Genomic DNA, 14707 nt, shown 5'->3' with positions numbered 1-14707 from the left:
TTCACGCCGATGCCCACAAGGGAGACTACCGCATGGCTCTTTACGAGCACACGGTCATGACGCGCCAGGATATCTCGGCGCAACAGGCCGAAGCGCTGAACGACACCATCAAGGCTCTGATCGAAGAAGGCGGCGGCAGCGTCGCCAAGATCGAGTACTGGGGTCTGCGCAACCTGACCTACCGGGTCAAGAAGAACCGCAAGGCTCACTATTCCCTGCTCGCCATCGACGCCCCGGCCGCCGCCGTGGCCGAAGTCGAGCGTCAGCTGTCGCTGAACGAAGACGTTCTGCGCTGGCTGACCGTCCGCGTCGAGGAACTCGACCTGGAACTGTCGCCCCTGCTGGCCCGTCGTGAACGTGAGCGCGATCGCGATCGCGCCCCGCGCGCCGACGAAGCTGCGGCCTCGGAATAAGGAACCGGATCATGACCGACACCACCGCTCCCATCCCGGGCGCCCCGGCCGGCTCCGGCTCGGCCGGCCGTCGTCCCTTCTACCGTCGCCGCAAGGTCTGCCCGTTCTCGGGCGCCAACGCGCCGAAGATCGACTACAAGGACGTGAAGCTGCTGCAGCGTTACGTTTCCGAACGCGGCAAGATCGTGCCCTCGCGCATCACCGCCGTTTCCGCCAAGAAGCAACGCGAACTGGCCAAGGCCATCAAGCGCGCTCGCTACCTGGCCCTCCTGCCGTACGTGGTGAAGTAAGATGAAGGTCGTTCTGCTGGAACGCGTCGAGAACCTCGGCGCCATCGGCGACGTCGTCACCGTCAAGGACGGCTTCGCTCGTAACTACCTGCTGCCGCGCGACAAGGCTCGCCGCGCGACCTCGGCCAACCTCAAGGCGTTCGAACTCGACCGCGCGGCTATCGAAGCCCGCAACGAGAAGAACAAGGCCGAAGCTCAGAAGGTCGCCGACAAGATCGACGGCCAGACCTACGTCATGATCCGTCAGGCCGGTGAAACCGGTCACCTGTACGGTTCGGTCGCCGGTCGCGACGTGGCTGAAGTCATTCAGTCCGAAGGCGGCAAGGTCGAGCGTTCGCAAGTCGTGCTGAACGTCGCGATCAAGGCCCTGGGCGTCCACGAAGTGCCGGTTCGCCTGCACCCTGAGGTCCGCGCCACGGTCAAGATCAACATCGCCCGTTCGGCCGAAGAAGCCGAGCGTCAAGCGAAGGGCGAGGATGTCATCCGCGCCCAGTTCGACGACGAGCGTAACGCCGCCGAACAAGCCGCCCAAGAACTGATCGAAGGCGGCGCCGGTCAACAAGAAGGCTTCGGCGACGAAGCCTGATCTGTCGACTGACGGTATCGATCAAGGGGCGCGTCCTTCGGGACGCGCCCCTTTTTCTTGGCTCGAGTATTTAGTTTTTCTAATTGTTTGGCGATATATTCTCGATATTCTACGCCGCTTTCGCACCGCAATATTGCCATGGCTCATCCTCCCCGATGGGCAGGAGACGATGATGCGAATGCGCCTGTACGCCACAACACACCGCCCGGTCCTTCGACCGGCGCGATGTCCAGCCCGCCGCTGATCGCCTTTCGGCCGGTCCGCCGCCGGCCCTGACCACCCAGACAATCGACGCAGCCTCACGACGCCGCTCAACGGCGCCGCCCGCCGCCTTGCGTCCAATCAGAAAAGCTGACCTCTCGAGATGACCTTCGCCTATCGTTCCAGTCTGTTCCTCGCGGCATCCGGCGCCGCCCTGCTGATCGCGGGCGCCGCCTCGGCTCAAGAAACGCCCGACGACGCTACCTCGGTTGATGACATCGTCGTCACCGGCAGCCGCGTGCCCAGTCGCTCGCGCCTCGACACCCTGGCCCCCGTCGATGTTGTGACCGCCGAGACCCTGTCGAACCGGGGCACCACCGAGTTCGCCGCCGCCCTGGCCCAGACCGTGCCGTCGCTTAGCTTCGCCCGCCCTTCGGCCAATGACGGCTCGGACTCCATCCGTCCCGCCACACTGCGCGGCCTGTCGCCGGACCAGACCCTGGTGCTGGTCAACGGCACGCGCCGTCATGCCTCGGCCCTGGTCAATGTCAACGGCACGGTCGGTCGCGGCTCGGCCGCCGTCGATCTGAACGCCATCCCGACCGGGGCCCTGGACCGGGTCGAAGTCCTGCGCGACGGGGCCTCGGCGCAGTATGGCTCGGACGCCATCGCCGGGGTCATCAACCTGCGCCTGAAGGAAGCCCGCGAGGGCGGCGGCGCCAGCGTCACCTACGGCCAATACGCCACCACTGTGAAGACCGCTCGCGGCGAGCGCGACGAAACCGACGGCCGCACCATCACCGCCTCGGCATGGCAGGGCCTGGGCCTCGGGTCCGACGGCTTCCTGACCCTGTCGGCCGAGTATCTGAACCGTGAGCCGACCAACCGTTCGGATCTGGATCCGCGCGTCACCCCCAACGCCGTCACGGCGCGTCTGGGCGACCCCAAGGTCGAGCAGTGGACCGTCTTCGCCAACGCCGGCAAGCCTTTGGCTGCGGGTTGGGACGCCTACGGCTGGGCCGGCTATCAGGACCGCGACAGCGAAGGCGCCGCCTTCCCTCGCCTGGCTAACAACGCCAACAACGTGCCCGCCGTCTATCCCAACGGCTTCCTGCCCAAGATCGCCATCAACTCTCGCGATCTGTCGCTGTCGGGCGGCGTGAAGGGGGAGATCGCCGGATGGAACGCCGACTTCAGCCTGGTCTATGGCCGCAACGCCCTCGATTTCCGCACCGAGGACTCGCTGAACGCCACCTATGGCGCGGCCTCGCCGACCAGCTTCGATTCCGGCAGCCTGATCTATGACCAGCTGGTCTTCGGCGCCGACTTCACCCGTCAGTTCGAGGTCGGCCTCAGCGGCCCGCTGAACTTCGCCTGGGGTCTGGAGGCCCGTCGCGAAGGCTACAAGATCGAGGCCGGTCAGCCGGAATCCTGGAACCGCGGCCCGCTGGGCGCCAACACCGCTCTGGCCGGCGGCGCGCAGGGTTTCGTCGGCTTCCAGCCCTCGAACGAGGTGGACGAAGACCGCGACGCGGTCGCCCTCTACGCCGACGTGGAAATCCCGCTGACCGATAAGTTCACGGTCGAAGGCGCCCTGCGGGTCGAGGACTACTCCGACTTCGGCGACGCCCAGACCGGCAAGCTCGCGGCCCGCTATGACTTCAACCCAAGCTTCGCGCTGCGCGGTTCGGTCTCGACCGGCTTCCGCGCGCCGTCGCTGCAGCAGAGCTTCTTCACCTCGACCTCGTCGGTGATCCAGAACGGCGCCGTGGTCGAAACCGGCACCTTCCCCGCCACCAGCGCCGTCGCCACGGCCCTGGGCGCCAGGGCGCTGAAGCCCGAGACCTCGACCAACTATTCGCTGGGCGCGGTGGTCCGCCTGGGCGACTTCGATCTGACGGTGGACGCCTACAAGATCATCATCGAGGACCAGATCGTCCTGTCCGAACTGATCAACCGCAGCTTCTCGCCCCAGGTCGCCGGTCTGCTGGACCCGCTGGGCGTCCAGGCGGCGCGCTTCTTCCTCAACGGCGTGACGACCGAGACCGAGGGAGTCGATATCGTCGGTCGCTATCGCCTGCGCACCGAGAGCGTCGGCGACTGGGACTTCACCGTCGCCGCCAACGTCAACGACGTCAGCGTGACCAGGCTACCGACCTCCTCCTCGGTGCTGAACCCGGTGCCGACCCTGTTCGCACGCAGCCGCATCCTCACCATCGAGGAAGGCACGCCGGATACGAAGGTCTCAGGCTCGGCGGACTGGAAGTTCGGCCGCTGGGGCGCGACGGCGCGGGCGACCTACTACGCCGACGTGCTGCAGGCTGGCTCGACCCCGGCCAACGACTACTCGACCGGGGCCAAGACCACGGTCGATCTGGAAGGCCGTTTCCAGTTCACCGACCGCGTCGGCCTGGCCGTCGGCGTGGACAACGTCTTCGACGAGTACCCCGACTTCGTGCCCGAAACGCTGAACAGCAACGGGGTTCTGGGCTTCCCCTACTATTCTCCGTTCGGGTTCAACGGCCGCTACGGCTACGCCCGTCTGAGCGTGAAATGGTGACGACGGCGGGACCCGAGCGCGAGGGAGCTCTCCCCTCCGCCTCGCGTCGGGCCCTGCTGGTCGGGGGCGGCGTGGCGGCTGCGGCGGCGACCGCCGCGGCCGTCTCGTCCCGCCCGGCCGAAGCAGCGGTTCAGGTCGGCGACGACAGCACCCTCAGCCCCTGGGGCGCGCACCCCAAGGGCCCGCCCCAGCCGCTGCCGCGCGGCGTCGACTTGCCCTCGACGCCGCGCGCCTACACCGAGATCAGCAGCTATCACGCCCACATCTACTTCAACGAGGACACGGCCTACCGCGCGGCCCAGCTGCGCGACTGGGTCATCCATCGCTTCAAGGTCGAGCTGGGCGAGTGGAACGAAGGGCCGCGCGGGCCGCACACCACGCCCTCCTTCTACTTCGGCTTCGCCAGGGAACAGGTTCCGACCGTCATTCCCTGGCTGATGCTGAACCATCTGGGGCTGAAGATCCTGATCCACCCCAACACCGACGATCCCTATGCCGATCACCTGATCAACGCCCTGTGGATCGGCGAGACCCAGCCGGTGAACGCCTTTCGCATGGCGCGCTCGGCTAAGGCGGCGGGCGGGGACATCGAACGGATCTATCCCAACACCCTGCCGACTGTTCCGCTGGAGACCTGACAGCGTTCATCGAGCATTCATCGCCATGGCGAGAAGCTGGGCCGTTCCAATCGGAGGGGTCCGCATGAAGAAGGCCACGCTCGTCCTCGCTCTCGCCGCCAGCCTGTGGGCCGGCAGCGCCAGCGCCATGACGGTTCAGGAGTTCCTGACGTCCGCCAACCGAATCCCGCGCAATCCGACCGCCCTGCTGCGGTCGGATACGCGACGCCTGATGAACGAGGTCAAGCAGGCCTTCACCGCTGTGCGTGGAGAACAGGACGCCGCGCGGACCGCAGGTCGCCGCCCGGCCACCTGTATGCCCGAGAAGGTCAGCCTGTCCGCCGACGCCTTGCTGGCTCGGTTTAACGCCATCCCCCAGGCGCGCCGCAACATCAGCGTGACCCAGGCCGTGCGGGAATGGATGGCGGCGGAGCATCCCTGCCCTTCCTGACCACCGCTGATCCATCAGGGGTTTTCAGGACCGTCCACAGACGGCGTCGGATGGTCCCCATGACAGCGACGGCCGCATCTGACGTACGAGCCGGTTAGGGCTATGCGTATTTCAATGAACGCCTTCGCTCCCATGCCCTACGGAAACGCCGATCAGGTCTCCGTCTCGTCCATGCCCCACAACCTGGAGGCGGAGCAGGCGCTGCTGGGCTCGCTGATGTTCGACAACGCCGTGTTCGAGCGGCTGAGCGACCGCCTGCGCGGCTCGCACATGTACGAGCCCTTCCACCAGCGACTGTTCGAGGCGATCGAGGATCATATCCGCCAGGGTCTGCTGGCCGAGCCGACGATCCTGATGGAGCGCTTCAAGCAGGACCCCGCGTTTCATGAGTTCGGCGGTCTGCGCTACCTGGCCGATCTGGTGGACCGCGCGCCCCCGGCGGCCAATGCGCCCGACTACGCCCGTGTCATCTATGACCTGGCCCTGCGCCGCGACCTGATCCGCATCGGCGGCGAGATGATCAAGGAGGCGCCCAACCCGGACACGCCCGCCGACGAGCAGATCGAACAGGCCGAACAGACCCTCTATTCGCTGGCCGAGACGGGCAAGCCCTCGTCCGGCTTCGTCAACTTCTCCACCGCCCTGGCCGGCGCCGTCGAAATGGCGGGCGAGGCCTATCAGCGCGAAGGCAAGCTGGCCGGTCTGGCCACCGGCCTGGTCGACCTGGACCGCAAGCTGGGCGGCCTGCACCCGTCCGACCTTCTGATCCTCGCCGGCCGTCCGTCGATGGGTAAGACGGCGCTGGCGACCAACATGGCCTTCAACGTCGCCCGCGCCTATCAGTGGGAGCCGACGCCCGAGGGCCGCAAGACGGTCAACGGCGGCGTCGTGGCCTTCTACTCGCTGGAAATGAGCGCCGAACAGCTGGCCATGCGTATCCTGGCCGACGCCTCGGGCGTGTCGTCGGACAAGCTGCGCAAGGGCGAAATCGACGCCTCGGACTTCGGCAAGCTGCGCGACGCAGCGGTCGAGATCGGTGAAAGCCCCCTCTACATCGACGCCACCGGCGGCATTTCCATCTCCAAGCTGGCGGCGCGCGCGCGACGGCTGAAGCGGATGGAGCACGGTCTGGACCTGATCATCGTCGACTACCTGCAGCTAGTGACGACGGGCGAAGGCGGCGGCCAGAAGAACCGCGTGCAGGAAGTGTCCGAGATCACCGGCGGTCTGAAGGCCCTGGCCAAGGAACTGGGCGTGCCGATCATCGCCCTGTCGCAGCTGTCGCGTCAGGTCGAGCAGCGCGACGACAAGCGGCCCCAGCTGTCCGACCTGCGGGAATCCGGCTCGATCGAGCAGGACGCCGACTGCGTCATGTTCGTCTATCGCGAGAGCTATTACCTGGGCCGCGCCGAGCCGCGCGAAGGCACCGAAGAGCACCTGCAGTGGCAGCAGGACATGGACCGGCTGCAAGGCCAGGCTGAGGTCGTCATCGGCAAGCAGCGCCACGGCCCCATCGGCATCGTCAAGCTAGCCTTCGACGCGGACACCGTCCGCTTCGGCAACCTGGCCCACGATGATCGCTACGGCGCCTATGCGGATATTCCCGAGTAATTCGACCCAAGGGTCGTGGCGCCGCACAAATCTTGCGGCATAAGGTCTCCATGTCCCTCCCCGCCTCCCTCACCGTCGATCTCGGCGCCCTTGCGCGCAATTTCCACACCCTGCAGGGCCTGACCGGCGTGCCGGTCAATCCGGTCGTGAAAGCCGACGGCTACGGCCTGGGCGCCGCCGCCGTGGCCAAGCGGCTGATGGCCGAAGGCGCGCGGACCTTCTTCGTGGCGCGGGCGGCCGAGGGCGTGCTGCTGCGCGACGCCATCGGGCCTGAGCCGGTCATCTATGTGCTGGACGGCTGCCACGGGTCTTCGGCGGTCATGATCAAGGCGGCCAACCTGCGCCCCGTGTTGAACCAGCCGGGCCAGATCGCGGCCTGGACGGCGGCGGGCGGCGGGGCCTGCGGCCTGCAACTGGACACCGGCATGAACCGACTGGGCTTCCGCGTCGAGGACGCGCCCGAGCCCTTCGAGGGGCTGGAGCTGGTGATGACCCACCTGGCCTGCGCCGACGAGCCGTCCAATCCGCTGAACCGCGCCCAGCGCGACGCCTACGCGGCGGCGGTCACCCGCTATCCGGGCGTGACGCGCTCCTTCGCCAACTCGGGCGGCTGCTTCCTGGGACCAGACTTCGCCTTTGACGTGGCGCGGCCGGGCATCTGCCTCTACGGCGGCGGGCCCGAGGGCAAGCCCGACAGCCGCATCGCCCCCGTTGCCACCCTGAACGCCCAGATCATGCAGGTGCGCGACGTGCCTGCGGGCGAGACGGTCGGCTATTCGCAGGGCTATCGCGCCGAATCTCCGATCCGCGTGGCGACCTGCGGCACCGGCTATGCTGATGGCGTCATGCGCAGCAACAGCCCGCGCGGTCAGGTCTGGGTGGCGGGCGAGCTGCGCCCCATCATCGGCCGGGTGTCGATGGACGTGCTGGCGGTGGACGTCACCGGCCTGGACGTGGCGGCTGGCGACACGGTCGAGATCTTCGGCGCCAACCGTCTGGTGGACGACGCGGCGACGGCAGCGGGAACCATCAGCTACGAAATGCTGACCTCGATCACGCCGCGCGTGCCGCGCCTCTACGTCGGCTAGGCCCTAGCTCAGCGCCAGCGCGCCCAGACCGATCGTGCCGACCACGAAGCTGGCCACGACAGCGGCGGCGATGGCGCTGACCACCATCCACAGCACGATGGCCGAGATCACGACGACGGCGGTGTAGGCTAGGGCCTTGTCCTGCGGCGCCTTCATCACGGCCGGCAGACCGAGATAGAGCAGGTAGAAGCCGTAGAGGCCCAGCAGCCCGCCCAGCCAGGCCAGCGCCGGGAACAGATTGAAGATCGAGGCCGTCCACGCCGCCGTCATCGAATAGACGGCCACCTTCATCGACTGCACCTTGTCCTTGGTCCCGTTGAAGGTCGGGGCCAGGGCGTCGATGATCAGGCCCAGAACGAAGACCGACACCAGCGACAGACCCCAGGTGACGATGGCGCCCAGCAGGCCGCCGACCATCGGCGTGCGCATCACCGAGCCGAAGATGTGGATCGGGAACAGTTGCCCGCCGATCAGGCTCGCGACCGGACCGATGGCGGCCAGGATCATGGCGTAGCGAGCGAACAGGCTGCGCGTCGTGGCGTATTCCGCCTCGATGACCGGCCATTCCAGCTTGGGCCGCATCAGGATGTTCTGCACACGGGCGACGAGGCCCGGATCAATGGCGGGCGGGTTCGGAGCGGTCATGAAGGCCTCGGCGGGGGTTGAGTCGTAACGACGCTATAGCTTGGCAGGATGACGGGCATATGAGGCCTAATGCAACCCGCGCGCGTCGCCCTGCGTCAGAACTGGACGTAGCCCGACGCATGGCCCCTCGCCCGCGCCGCGATTCCTGCTAGGTCAGGGTCATGGCGCGCGACACCCTTCTCTATGTCTGTCAGTCCTGCGGGGCGGTTCATTCCAAATGGGCGGGCCAATGCTCGGCCTGCGGTGAATGGAACTGTCTGGCCGAGGAGTCCAAGTCGGCCCCGCCCGGCGCGATGAAGCCCGCCTCGACGTCGCGCGGACGCGGCCTGCAGTTCGAGACCCTGCAATCCGACACGCCCGAGCCGCCCCGCATCGTCACCGGCGTGACCGAGTTCGACCGCGTCTGCGGCGGCGGCGTGGTGCCCGGCTCGGCCATCCTGCTGGGCGGCGACCCCGGCGTGGGCAAGTCCACCCTGCTGCTGGAGGTCACGGCCAAGGCCGCTCGCAACGGCGCCCGCGTGGCCTATATCTCGGGCGAAGAAGCCATCGAGCAAATCCGCGCCCGCGCCAAGCGCATGGGGGTGGCCGACGCCGCCGTGTCGCTGGCCTCTGCAACGGCCCTGCGCGAAATCCTGACGACGCTGAAGCGCGACAAGTTCGACATCGTCATCATCGACTCCATCCAGACCCTGTGGTCCGACGCCCATGAGGCCGGGCCGGGCTCTGTGACCCAGGTCCGCGCCTGCGCCGCCGAACTGGTGCGGCTGGCCAAGGACGGCGGCCCGGCCATCGTCCTGGTCGGCCACGTCACCAAGGACGGCCAGATCGCCGGACCGCGCGTGGTCGAGCACATGGTCGACGCCGTACTCAGCTTCGAGGGTGAGCGCGGCTACCCCTTCCGCATCCTGCGCGCGGGCAAAAACCGTTTCGGCGCCACCGACGAGATCGGCGTCTTCGAGATGAGCGACGTCGGTCTGCGCGAAGTCACCAACCCCTCCGCCCTCTTCCTCGGCGAAGGCAAGGACCGGGCGCCGGGTGCCGCCGTCTTCGCGGGCATCGAAGGCTCGCGACCGGTTCTGGTTGAGATCCAGGCCCTGGTCGCGCCCTCGGCCTACGGCACGCCAAGACGCGCGGTCGTCGGCTGGGACAACGGCCGTCTCGCCATGCTGCTGGCCGTGCTGGAGGCGCGCTGCGGCCTCGGCTTCGGGGACAAGGACGTCTATCTGAACATCGCCGGCGGCTTGCGGATCAACGAACCCGCCGCCGACCTGGCCGCCGCCGCCGCCTTGATCAGTTCCGCGCTGGACAAGCCCCTGCCGCAGGGCTGCGTCGTCTTCGGCGAGATCGGCCTGTCGGGCGAGGTCCGCGCCGTCAATCGCGCTGAGGCGCGGCTGAGGGAAGCCAAGAAGCTGGGCTTCGATCGCGCCCTGGCCCCGGCCCAGGCCAAGGACAAGGTCAAGAAGGGCGACGTGGCCCTGACAACCGCCGGCCTGCTGACCGAGGTGGTCGAGCGAATCTCGCAAAACCGCTATTGAGGCGGCCTCTTCTCCTTCAGGAATTGCAGCGCGCGTGACCGGCTACGACGTCTTTGTCATCCTTGTGCTTCTGGCCTCCGGCGCCGCCGGCTGGTTCCGGGGCGGCGTGCGGGAGTTGACGGCCTTCTTCAGCTTTTTCCTGGCGGGGCTGCTGGCCCTGATCACCCTGCCCTGGACCGCCCCGTTCGGACGCTCGCTGGTCGACCCAGATTGGGCTGGCTCGGTGCTGGCCGTGGGCCTGACCTTCCTGATTCTCTACTTTGGCCTGCGCCTGCTCGGCGCGGCGATTTCCAAGGGCGCGCGCGGCAATGCGCTCGGCGCCTTTGATCAGATCTTCGGTCTGGCGCTGGGCGCCCTGCGAGCCCTGGCCCTGATCGGGGCGGTGCATCTGACCATCATGGGCGTGATGACCGACAATCCCCCGCGCTGGCTGACGGAAGCGGCCCTGTCGCCCGTCAGCGAAGGCTCGGCCAAGGCCATTCAGGTCGTCCTGCCGACTCTTGGAAAGGGCGCCGACGCCCTGACTCCCGTAGTCGGTTCTTCCGTCCGCGAAGGGTTTTCCGATCAATAGCCTTGCCCTCGACGCAATGGCGGACTACGTGCGCGGCGCCGCCGCCTGAGTTATCCTGTCCCGGTCATCGGAGCCTGACGATGCGCCACCATATCGCCGATCCCATCGTTCACCGCGAACACTGGCGCGAGCCGGAGGATGACCAGCTGCGGCTGGAATGCGGTGTCTGCGGCGTCTGGGGCGCGCCCGAGAATGAAGCCTCCTCCATCGTCGCACTGGGCCTGCACGCCCTGCAGCATCGGGGCCAGGAAGCCTGCGGCATCGCCAGCGTCAGCGACGAACGCTTCTACACCGAGCGCCATCAGGGCCTCGTCGGCGAGGCCTTCGGCAACGCCGAGTTGACCACCCGCCTGCCCGGCGGCGCTGCGGTCGGCCACACCCGCTATTCCACCGCCGGCGGCAGCTTCCTGCGCAACATCCAGCCCATGTTCGCGGATCTGGACCAGGGCGGCATCGCCATCGCCCACAATGGCAACCTGACGAATTTCAAATACCTGCACGCGCAGCTGGTCTCTGAAGGCGCCATCTTCCAGTCCACCTCGGACTCTGAGGCCATCCTTCACCTGATCGCCCGCAGCCGTAAGGCCAAGATCGTCGACCGGTTCATCGACGCCCTGGGCCGGATCGAAGGCGGCTACGCCCTGGTCGCCCAGACCCGCTACAAGATGATCGGCGCGCGCGACCCGCTGGGCATCCGCCCGCTGGTGCTGGGCAAGGTGGGCGAGGCCTGGGTGCTGGCCTCCGAGACCTGCGCGCTAGACACCATCGGCGCCACCTTCATCCGCGACATCGAACACGGCGAAGTCGTCGTGATCGACGAGGACGGCCTCACCTCGATCAAGCCCTTCCCCGCCCGCGCCGCCCGTCCCTGCCTGTTCGAGTATGTCTATTTCGCCCGCCCCGACAGCGTGGTGAACGGCCGCTCGGTCTACAACGTCCGCAAGGAAATGGGCCGTCGTCTGGCGCGCGAGTTCGAGGTCGAGGCAGACATTGTCGTGCCTGTGCCGGACTCGGGCGTGCCTGCCGCTCTCGGCTACGCGCAAGAAAGCGGCATTCCGTACGAAGTGGGCATCATCCGCAGCCACTATCTGGGCCGCACCTTCATCCAGCCCAGCCAGGGCGCCCGGCAAAAGGGCGTGCGCATGAAGCACAGCCCCAACCGTTCGGCGCTGGAAGGCAAGCGCGTGATCCTGATCGACGACTCGATCGTTCGCGGCACCACCTCGCTGAAGCTGGTTCGCGCCGTGCGCGCGGCCGGCGCCAAGGAGGTTCACCTGCGCTCGGCCAGCCCGCAGATCCTCTTCCCCGACTTCTACGGCATCGACATGCCCGAGCGGACGCAACTGATGGCCGCGACCCACACTATGGACGAGATGCGCGCCATCCTGGAGGTCGATTCGCTCGGCTTCCTGTCCATCGACGGCCTCTACGACGCTCTGGGCGCCGGGCCGCGTGACGCCGCCAATCCACAGTTCACGGACCACTATTTCACCGGCGACTATCCCACCCGCCTGCTGGACCGCGAAATCGAAGAAGGCGGCCGCGATGCGAAGGGCGGGCAACTTTCCCTGCTGGTGACCGCTTAAGGCGGTATGATCCAGCTCGGCTACTTCACCCTCGACACCCCTGACATCGAAAGGGCCCGCGCCTTCTACGCGGGCCTGTTCGACTGGACCTTCGACGAAGCCGCCTCGCACCCGGCCTATGCCCATGTGAAGGACTCGGACCCGGCCTTTGGAATCACCAAGGGCGAGCACCGGGCCTTTTCGCATCTCTACTTCCGCGTGGACGACATTCACGCCGCCTGCGACCGCGTCCGGGCGCTGGGTGGACACGCGGCCATGCCGGCCGAGAGCCCGTCGGGCCTGTCCGCCATCGCCAGTGACGATCAGGGCGTCAGCTTCAGCCTGTGGCAACCGGCGCCGGGATACTGAAGCGAGGCTGAGCCTTTCGCCCGACGTCGGGGCGCGCTATCAGCGGGCCATGTCCGAACACGCTTCCCTCCCCCTCGCCAACCGCATCGCCCTGGTCGTCGGGGCCTCGCGCGGCATCGGTTTCGAGACCGCCCTGGCTCTGGCCAAGGCCGGCGCCCACGTCGTGGCCGCCGCGCGTACCCAAGGCGGTCTGGAAGAGCTGGACGACGCCATCTTCGCCGCCACCGGCCAGCACGCCACCCTGGTCCCGTTCGACTTGGTCGATGGCGGCGCCATTGATCGTCTGGGCGGCGCCCTGTTCGAACGTTTCGGCAAGCTGGACATCTGGGTTCAGGCTGCCGCGACCATGGGCCCGTCGGGTCTTACGCCGGTCGCCCACGCCGAACCGCGCGAGTTCGCCAAGGTCGAGAAGATCAATTTCACCGGCGTCTATCGCCTGATCCGCTCGCTGGAACCGCTGCTGCGCGCCTCGGACGCCGGGCGCGCCATCTATCTGACCACCAGCGTCGCTGCTGACCCGCGCGCCTTCTGGGGCATGTACGCCGCCACCAAGGCCGGGGCCGAGAACCTGGTGAAATGCTGGGCCGACGAAGTCGAAAGCACGCCCATCCGCGTCGCCGTGGTCGATCCGAGCCGTATGCGCACCCAGTTGCGCGCCCAGGCCTTCCCGGGCGAAGATCCCGAAGTCCTGCCCCATCCTTCGGAGATCGGCCCCCTGATGGTCGAACTGGCCCGCCCCGACCTCACCCCGCCCCTGACCATCAGCTTCAAGGATTGGAAGCTGGGCCGGTCGGCGGATGCCCTGGTCTAGGCTCGTCCATGTCGATCCAGTCGCCGGGGGGGCGACTATCAGGACCGACGAGGCCAAACCTTCGATTGACGCCTGATGCGACGTCGCGTCCCGCCCCCGTGGCGCGCGCGACCCCCTATGGCGACATCCTGGCCTTTCTGGCCTCGGTGCTGATCGTTCTGATCTATTCCCAGGCCTGGGCCGCGCCGATGACCGGCTATGGTCTGAGGTCGGCCGACTTCCTGCGCAACGGCTTCTACCCCGCCTACGCCCTGGCGGTCGGACTGTTTCTGATCCGGCCCGGCACGGCGCTGAGGGCGCTTGCTTGCTCCCCCCTGCTGATCCTGCTGTTGCTGTTGACGACCGCCTCGGTGGCCTGGTCGATCATGCCGGACGTGACGCTGCGCCGGGTGTTCGCCCTTGTGTTCACCACCCTGGGCGGCGTGGCGCTGGCGGCGCGCTGGCGCTGGGCCACGCTGACCGAGATTCTCGCCTCTGCCATGGCCGTGATGATGGTCGCCTCCCTCTTCCTCGGCGCCCTGCTGCCTGACTGGGGCCGAATGCATGAGCTTTTCCCGGGGGCCTGGCGCGGCCTTTGGCTGGAAAAGAACGCCCTCGGCGAGAACATGGGGCTGGCGGCCATCTGCATGACCGCCGCCGCCGTCATGGTCCCGCAGCGACGTCGGCTGTGGCTGGTCTGCGCCGCCATCGCCTCGGCCCTCGTGCTCCTGTCGACCTCCAAGACGGGACTGGTTGTGCTGGTGCTGTCCTTCGCCAGCATGGGCTTCGTCGCCCTTGTTCAGGCCGGGCCGAAGCGCGCTATCGTCGGCACGTGGCTGGCTGTTGTGGTCGTTTGCGCCGCCCTCCTGATCGTCGCCACGCGCAGCGATCTGATCTTCGACCTGCTCGGCAAGGACGCCACCCTGACCGGACGCACGGAGATCTGGAGCGGCATCATGCACCAGATGCAGCAGCGACCGTGGACCGGTTTCGGCTACGGCGTGGTCTGGGACGACGCCTCGCCCGGGGGGGCCAAGGCCTGGATCGCCCACGAAGCCAAGTTCAGCGCCGCCCATGCCCACAGCGGCTGGCTGGAAGTTTATCTGGCCCTGGGCATACCCGGCGTCATCCTGCTTGCGGCCTGGATGATCGAGATGTGGGGTCGGGCCCTGTGGGCGGCCTACGCCCGGCCATCGGGCTGGCTGCTGATGCCGATGATGACGGCCTACACGCTGACCATGCTGACCGAGAGCATCACCATGAACTGGCACAACATCCGGTGGGTGCTGTTCGTGGCCCTGGCGCTAAAGGCGGTCATCGGCGATCAGGACTCCCCAACCCGCGTCGTTCCGGCGAACACGCGGACGCGCAGGACACGACGAGGGCCCGCCTGACCGTCGAAGCATCTCGACCCG

The 14707-nt window shown here is 67.5% G+C and carries 15 protein-coding genes; 14 read left to right on the top strand and 1 reads right to left on the bottom strand.

The window, feature by feature from the left end; all coding sequences use genetic code 11:
- Window positions 1–32: 32 nt before the first annotated feature.
- From rpsF to alr, 8 genes are all read left to right on the top strand, one after another.
- Complete coding sequence (gene rpsF / locus ACI2KI_RS00810) at window positions 33–413, top strand: 30S ribosomal protein S6 (protein ID WP_292082521.1); 381 nt, start codon at window positions 33–35, stop codon at window positions 411–413.
- An 11-nt stretch (window positions 414–424) separates the two neighbouring features.
- The gene (gene rpsR / locus ACI2KI_RS00805) at window positions 425–703 is read left to right on the top strand and encodes a 30S ribosomal protein S18 (RefSeq protein ID WP_105564333.1); all 279 of its coding nucleotides are present in this window, start codon (window positions 425–427) and stop codon (window positions 701–703) included.
- 1 nt (window position 704) lies between these two features.
- Window positions 705–1289, top strand: coding sequence for a 50S ribosomal protein L9 (gene rplI, locus ACI2KI_RS00800; protein WP_292082520.1), 585 nt, complete (start codon window positions 705–707; stop codon window positions 1287–1289).
- Between the two features lie 364 nt (window positions 1290–1653).
- Window positions 1654–4050 carry a TonB-dependent receptor plug domain-containing protein gene (locus ACI2KI_RS00795; RefSeq protein WP_404616931.1) on the top strand — a complete coding sequence of 799 codons (2397 nt, stop codon included), beginning with the start codon at window positions 1654–1656 and terminating at the stop codon, window positions 4048–4050.
- Window positions 4044–4688, top strand: coding sequence for a DOPA 4,5-dioxygenase family protein (locus tag ACI2KI_RS00790; RefSeq protein ID WP_404616929.1), 645 nt, complete (start codon window positions 4044–4046; stop codon window positions 4686–4688). Before ACI2KI_RS00795 ends, ACI2KI_RS00790 begins: the two co-directional genes overlap by 7 nt.
- Window positions 4689–4752: 64 nt before the next feature.
- Window positions 4753–5118 carry a hypothetical protein gene (locus ACI2KI_RS00785; RefSeq protein ID WP_404616927.1) on the top strand — a complete coding sequence of 122 codons (366 nt, stop codon included), beginning with the start codon at window positions 4753–4755 and terminating at the stop codon, window positions 5116–5118.
- A gap of 114 nt (window positions 5119–5232) precedes the next feature.
- Window positions 5233–6729, top strand: coding sequence for a replicative DNA helicase (locus ACI2KI_RS00780; RefSeq protein ID WP_404616925.1), 1497 nt, complete (start codon window positions 5233–5235; stop codon window positions 6727–6729).
- A gap of 50 nt (window positions 6730–6779) precedes the next feature.
- Complete coding sequence (gene alr, locus ACI2KI_RS00775; RefSeq protein ID WP_404616923.1) at window positions 6780–7817, top strand: alanine racemase; 1038 nt, start codon at window positions 6780–6782, stop codon at window positions 7815–7817.
- A 3-nt stretch (window positions 7818–7820) separates the two neighbouring features.
- On the opposite strand, the gene ACI2KI_RS00770 is transcribed toward alr, so the two are convergent.
- The gene (locus ACI2KI_RS00770) at window positions 7821–8462 is read right to left on the bottom strand and encodes a YIP1 family protein (RefSeq protein WP_404616921.1); all 642 of its coding nucleotides are present in this window, start codon (window positions 8460–8462) and stop codon (window positions 7821–7823) included.
- A gap of 161 nt (window positions 8463–8623) precedes the next feature.
- On the opposite strand from ACI2KI_RS00770, the gene radA reads away from it, so the two are divergent.
- From radA to ACI2KI_RS00740, 6 genes are all read left to right on the top strand, one after another.
- Window positions 8624–9997: a DNA repair protein RadA gene (gene radA / locus ACI2KI_RS00765; RefSeq protein ID WP_404616919.1), complete on the top strand. Its 1374-nt coding sequence runs from the start codon at window positions 8624–8626 to the stop codon at window positions 9995–9997.
- Window positions 9998–10031: 34 nt separating this feature from the next.
- Window positions 10032–10568, top strand: coding sequence for a CvpA family protein (locus ACI2KI_RS00760; protein ID WP_312063608.1), 537 nt, complete (start codon window positions 10032–10034; stop codon window positions 10566–10568).
- A gap of 80 nt (window positions 10569–10648) precedes the next feature.
- A complete protein-coding gene (gene purF / locus ACI2KI_RS00755) occupies window positions 10649–12154 on the top strand; it encodes an amidophosphoribosyltransferase (RefSeq protein ID WP_404616917.1) in 1506 nt (501 codons plus the stop codon).
- Between the two features lie 6 nt (window positions 12155–12160).
- On the top strand, window positions 12161–12502 hold the full coding sequence (locus ACI2KI_RS00750; protein WP_312063607.1) for a VOC family protein: 342 nt from the start codon (window positions 12161–12163) through the stop codon (window positions 12500–12502).
- Between the two features lie 49 nt (window positions 12503–12551).
- A complete protein-coding gene (locus tag ACI2KI_RS00745; RefSeq protein ID WP_404616915.1) occupies window positions 12552–13313 on the top strand; it encodes an SDR family NAD(P)-dependent oxidoreductase in 762 nt (253 codons plus the stop codon).
- Between the two features lie 98 nt (window positions 13314–13411).
- The gene (locus tag ACI2KI_RS00740; RefSeq protein ID WP_404616913.1) at window positions 13412–14686 is read left to right on the top strand and encodes an O-antigen ligase family protein; all 1275 of its coding nucleotides are present in this window, start codon (window positions 13412–13414) and stop codon (window positions 14684–14686) included.
- Window positions 14687–14707 lie beyond the last annotated feature (21 nt).

Source organism: Brevundimonas sp. NPDC046655 (assembly GCF_044901625.1).
Lineage (GTDB): Bacteria > Pseudomonadota > Alphaproteobacteria > Caulobacterales > Caulobacteraceae > Brevundimonas.
This window is presented reverse-complemented; position numbering and strand designations above follow the sequence as displayed.

What these genes read in the sequence shown, in the direction of transcription:
- rpsF (WP_292082521.1), top strand. Translation starts at nt 33, where the DNA reads ATGGCTCTTTACGAGCACACGGTCATGACGCGCCAGGATATCTCGGCG.
- rpsR (WP_105564333.1), top strand. Translation starts at nt 425, where the DNA reads ATGACCGACACCACCGCTCCCATCCCGGGCGCCCCGGCCGGCTCCGGC.
- rplI (WP_292082520.1), top strand. Translation starts at nt 705, where the DNA reads ATGAAGGTCGTTCTGCTGGAACGCGTCGAGAACCTCGGCGCCATCGGC.
- ACI2KI_RS00795 (WP_404616931.1), top strand. Translation starts at nt 1,654, where the DNA reads ATGACCTTCGCCTATCGTTCCAGTCTGTTCCTCGCGGCATCCGGCGCC.
- ACI2KI_RS00790 (WP_404616929.1), top strand. Translation starts at nt 4,044, where the DNA reads ATGGTGACGACGGCGGGACCCGAGCGCGAGGGAGCTCTCCCCTCCGCC.
- ACI2KI_RS00785 (WP_404616927.1), top strand. Translation starts at nt 4,753, where the DNA reads ATGAAGAAGGCCACGCTCGTCCTCGCTCTCGCCGCCAGCCTGTGGGCC.
- ACI2KI_RS00780 (WP_404616925.1), top strand. Translation starts at nt 5,233, where the DNA reads ATGAACGCCTTCGCTCCCATGCCCTACGGAAACGCCGATCAGGTCTCC.
- alr (WP_404616923.1), top strand. Translation starts at nt 6,780, where the DNA reads ATGTCCCTCCCCGCCTCCCTCACCGTCGATCTCGGCGCCCTTGCGCGC.
- ACI2KI_RS00770 (WP_404616921.1), bottom strand. Translation starts at nt 8,462, where the DNA reads ATGACCGCTCCGAACCCGCCCGCCATTGATCCGGGCCTCGTCGCCCGT.
- radA (WP_404616919.1), top strand. Translation starts at nt 8,624, where the DNA reads ATGGCGCGCGACACCCTTCTCTATGTCTGTCAGTCCTGCGGGGCGGTT.
- purF (WP_404616917.1), top strand. Translation starts at nt 10,649, where the DNA reads ATGCGCCACCATATCGCCGATCCCATCGTTCACCGCGAACACTGGCGC.
- ACI2KI_RS00750 (WP_312063607.1), top strand. Translation starts at nt 12,161, where the DNA reads ATGATCCAGCTCGGCTACTTCACCCTCGACACCCCTGACATCGAAAGG.
- ACI2KI_RS00745 (WP_404616915.1), top strand. Translation starts at nt 12,552, where the DNA reads ATGTCCGAACACGCTTCCCTCCCCCTCGCCAACCGCATCGCCCTGGTC.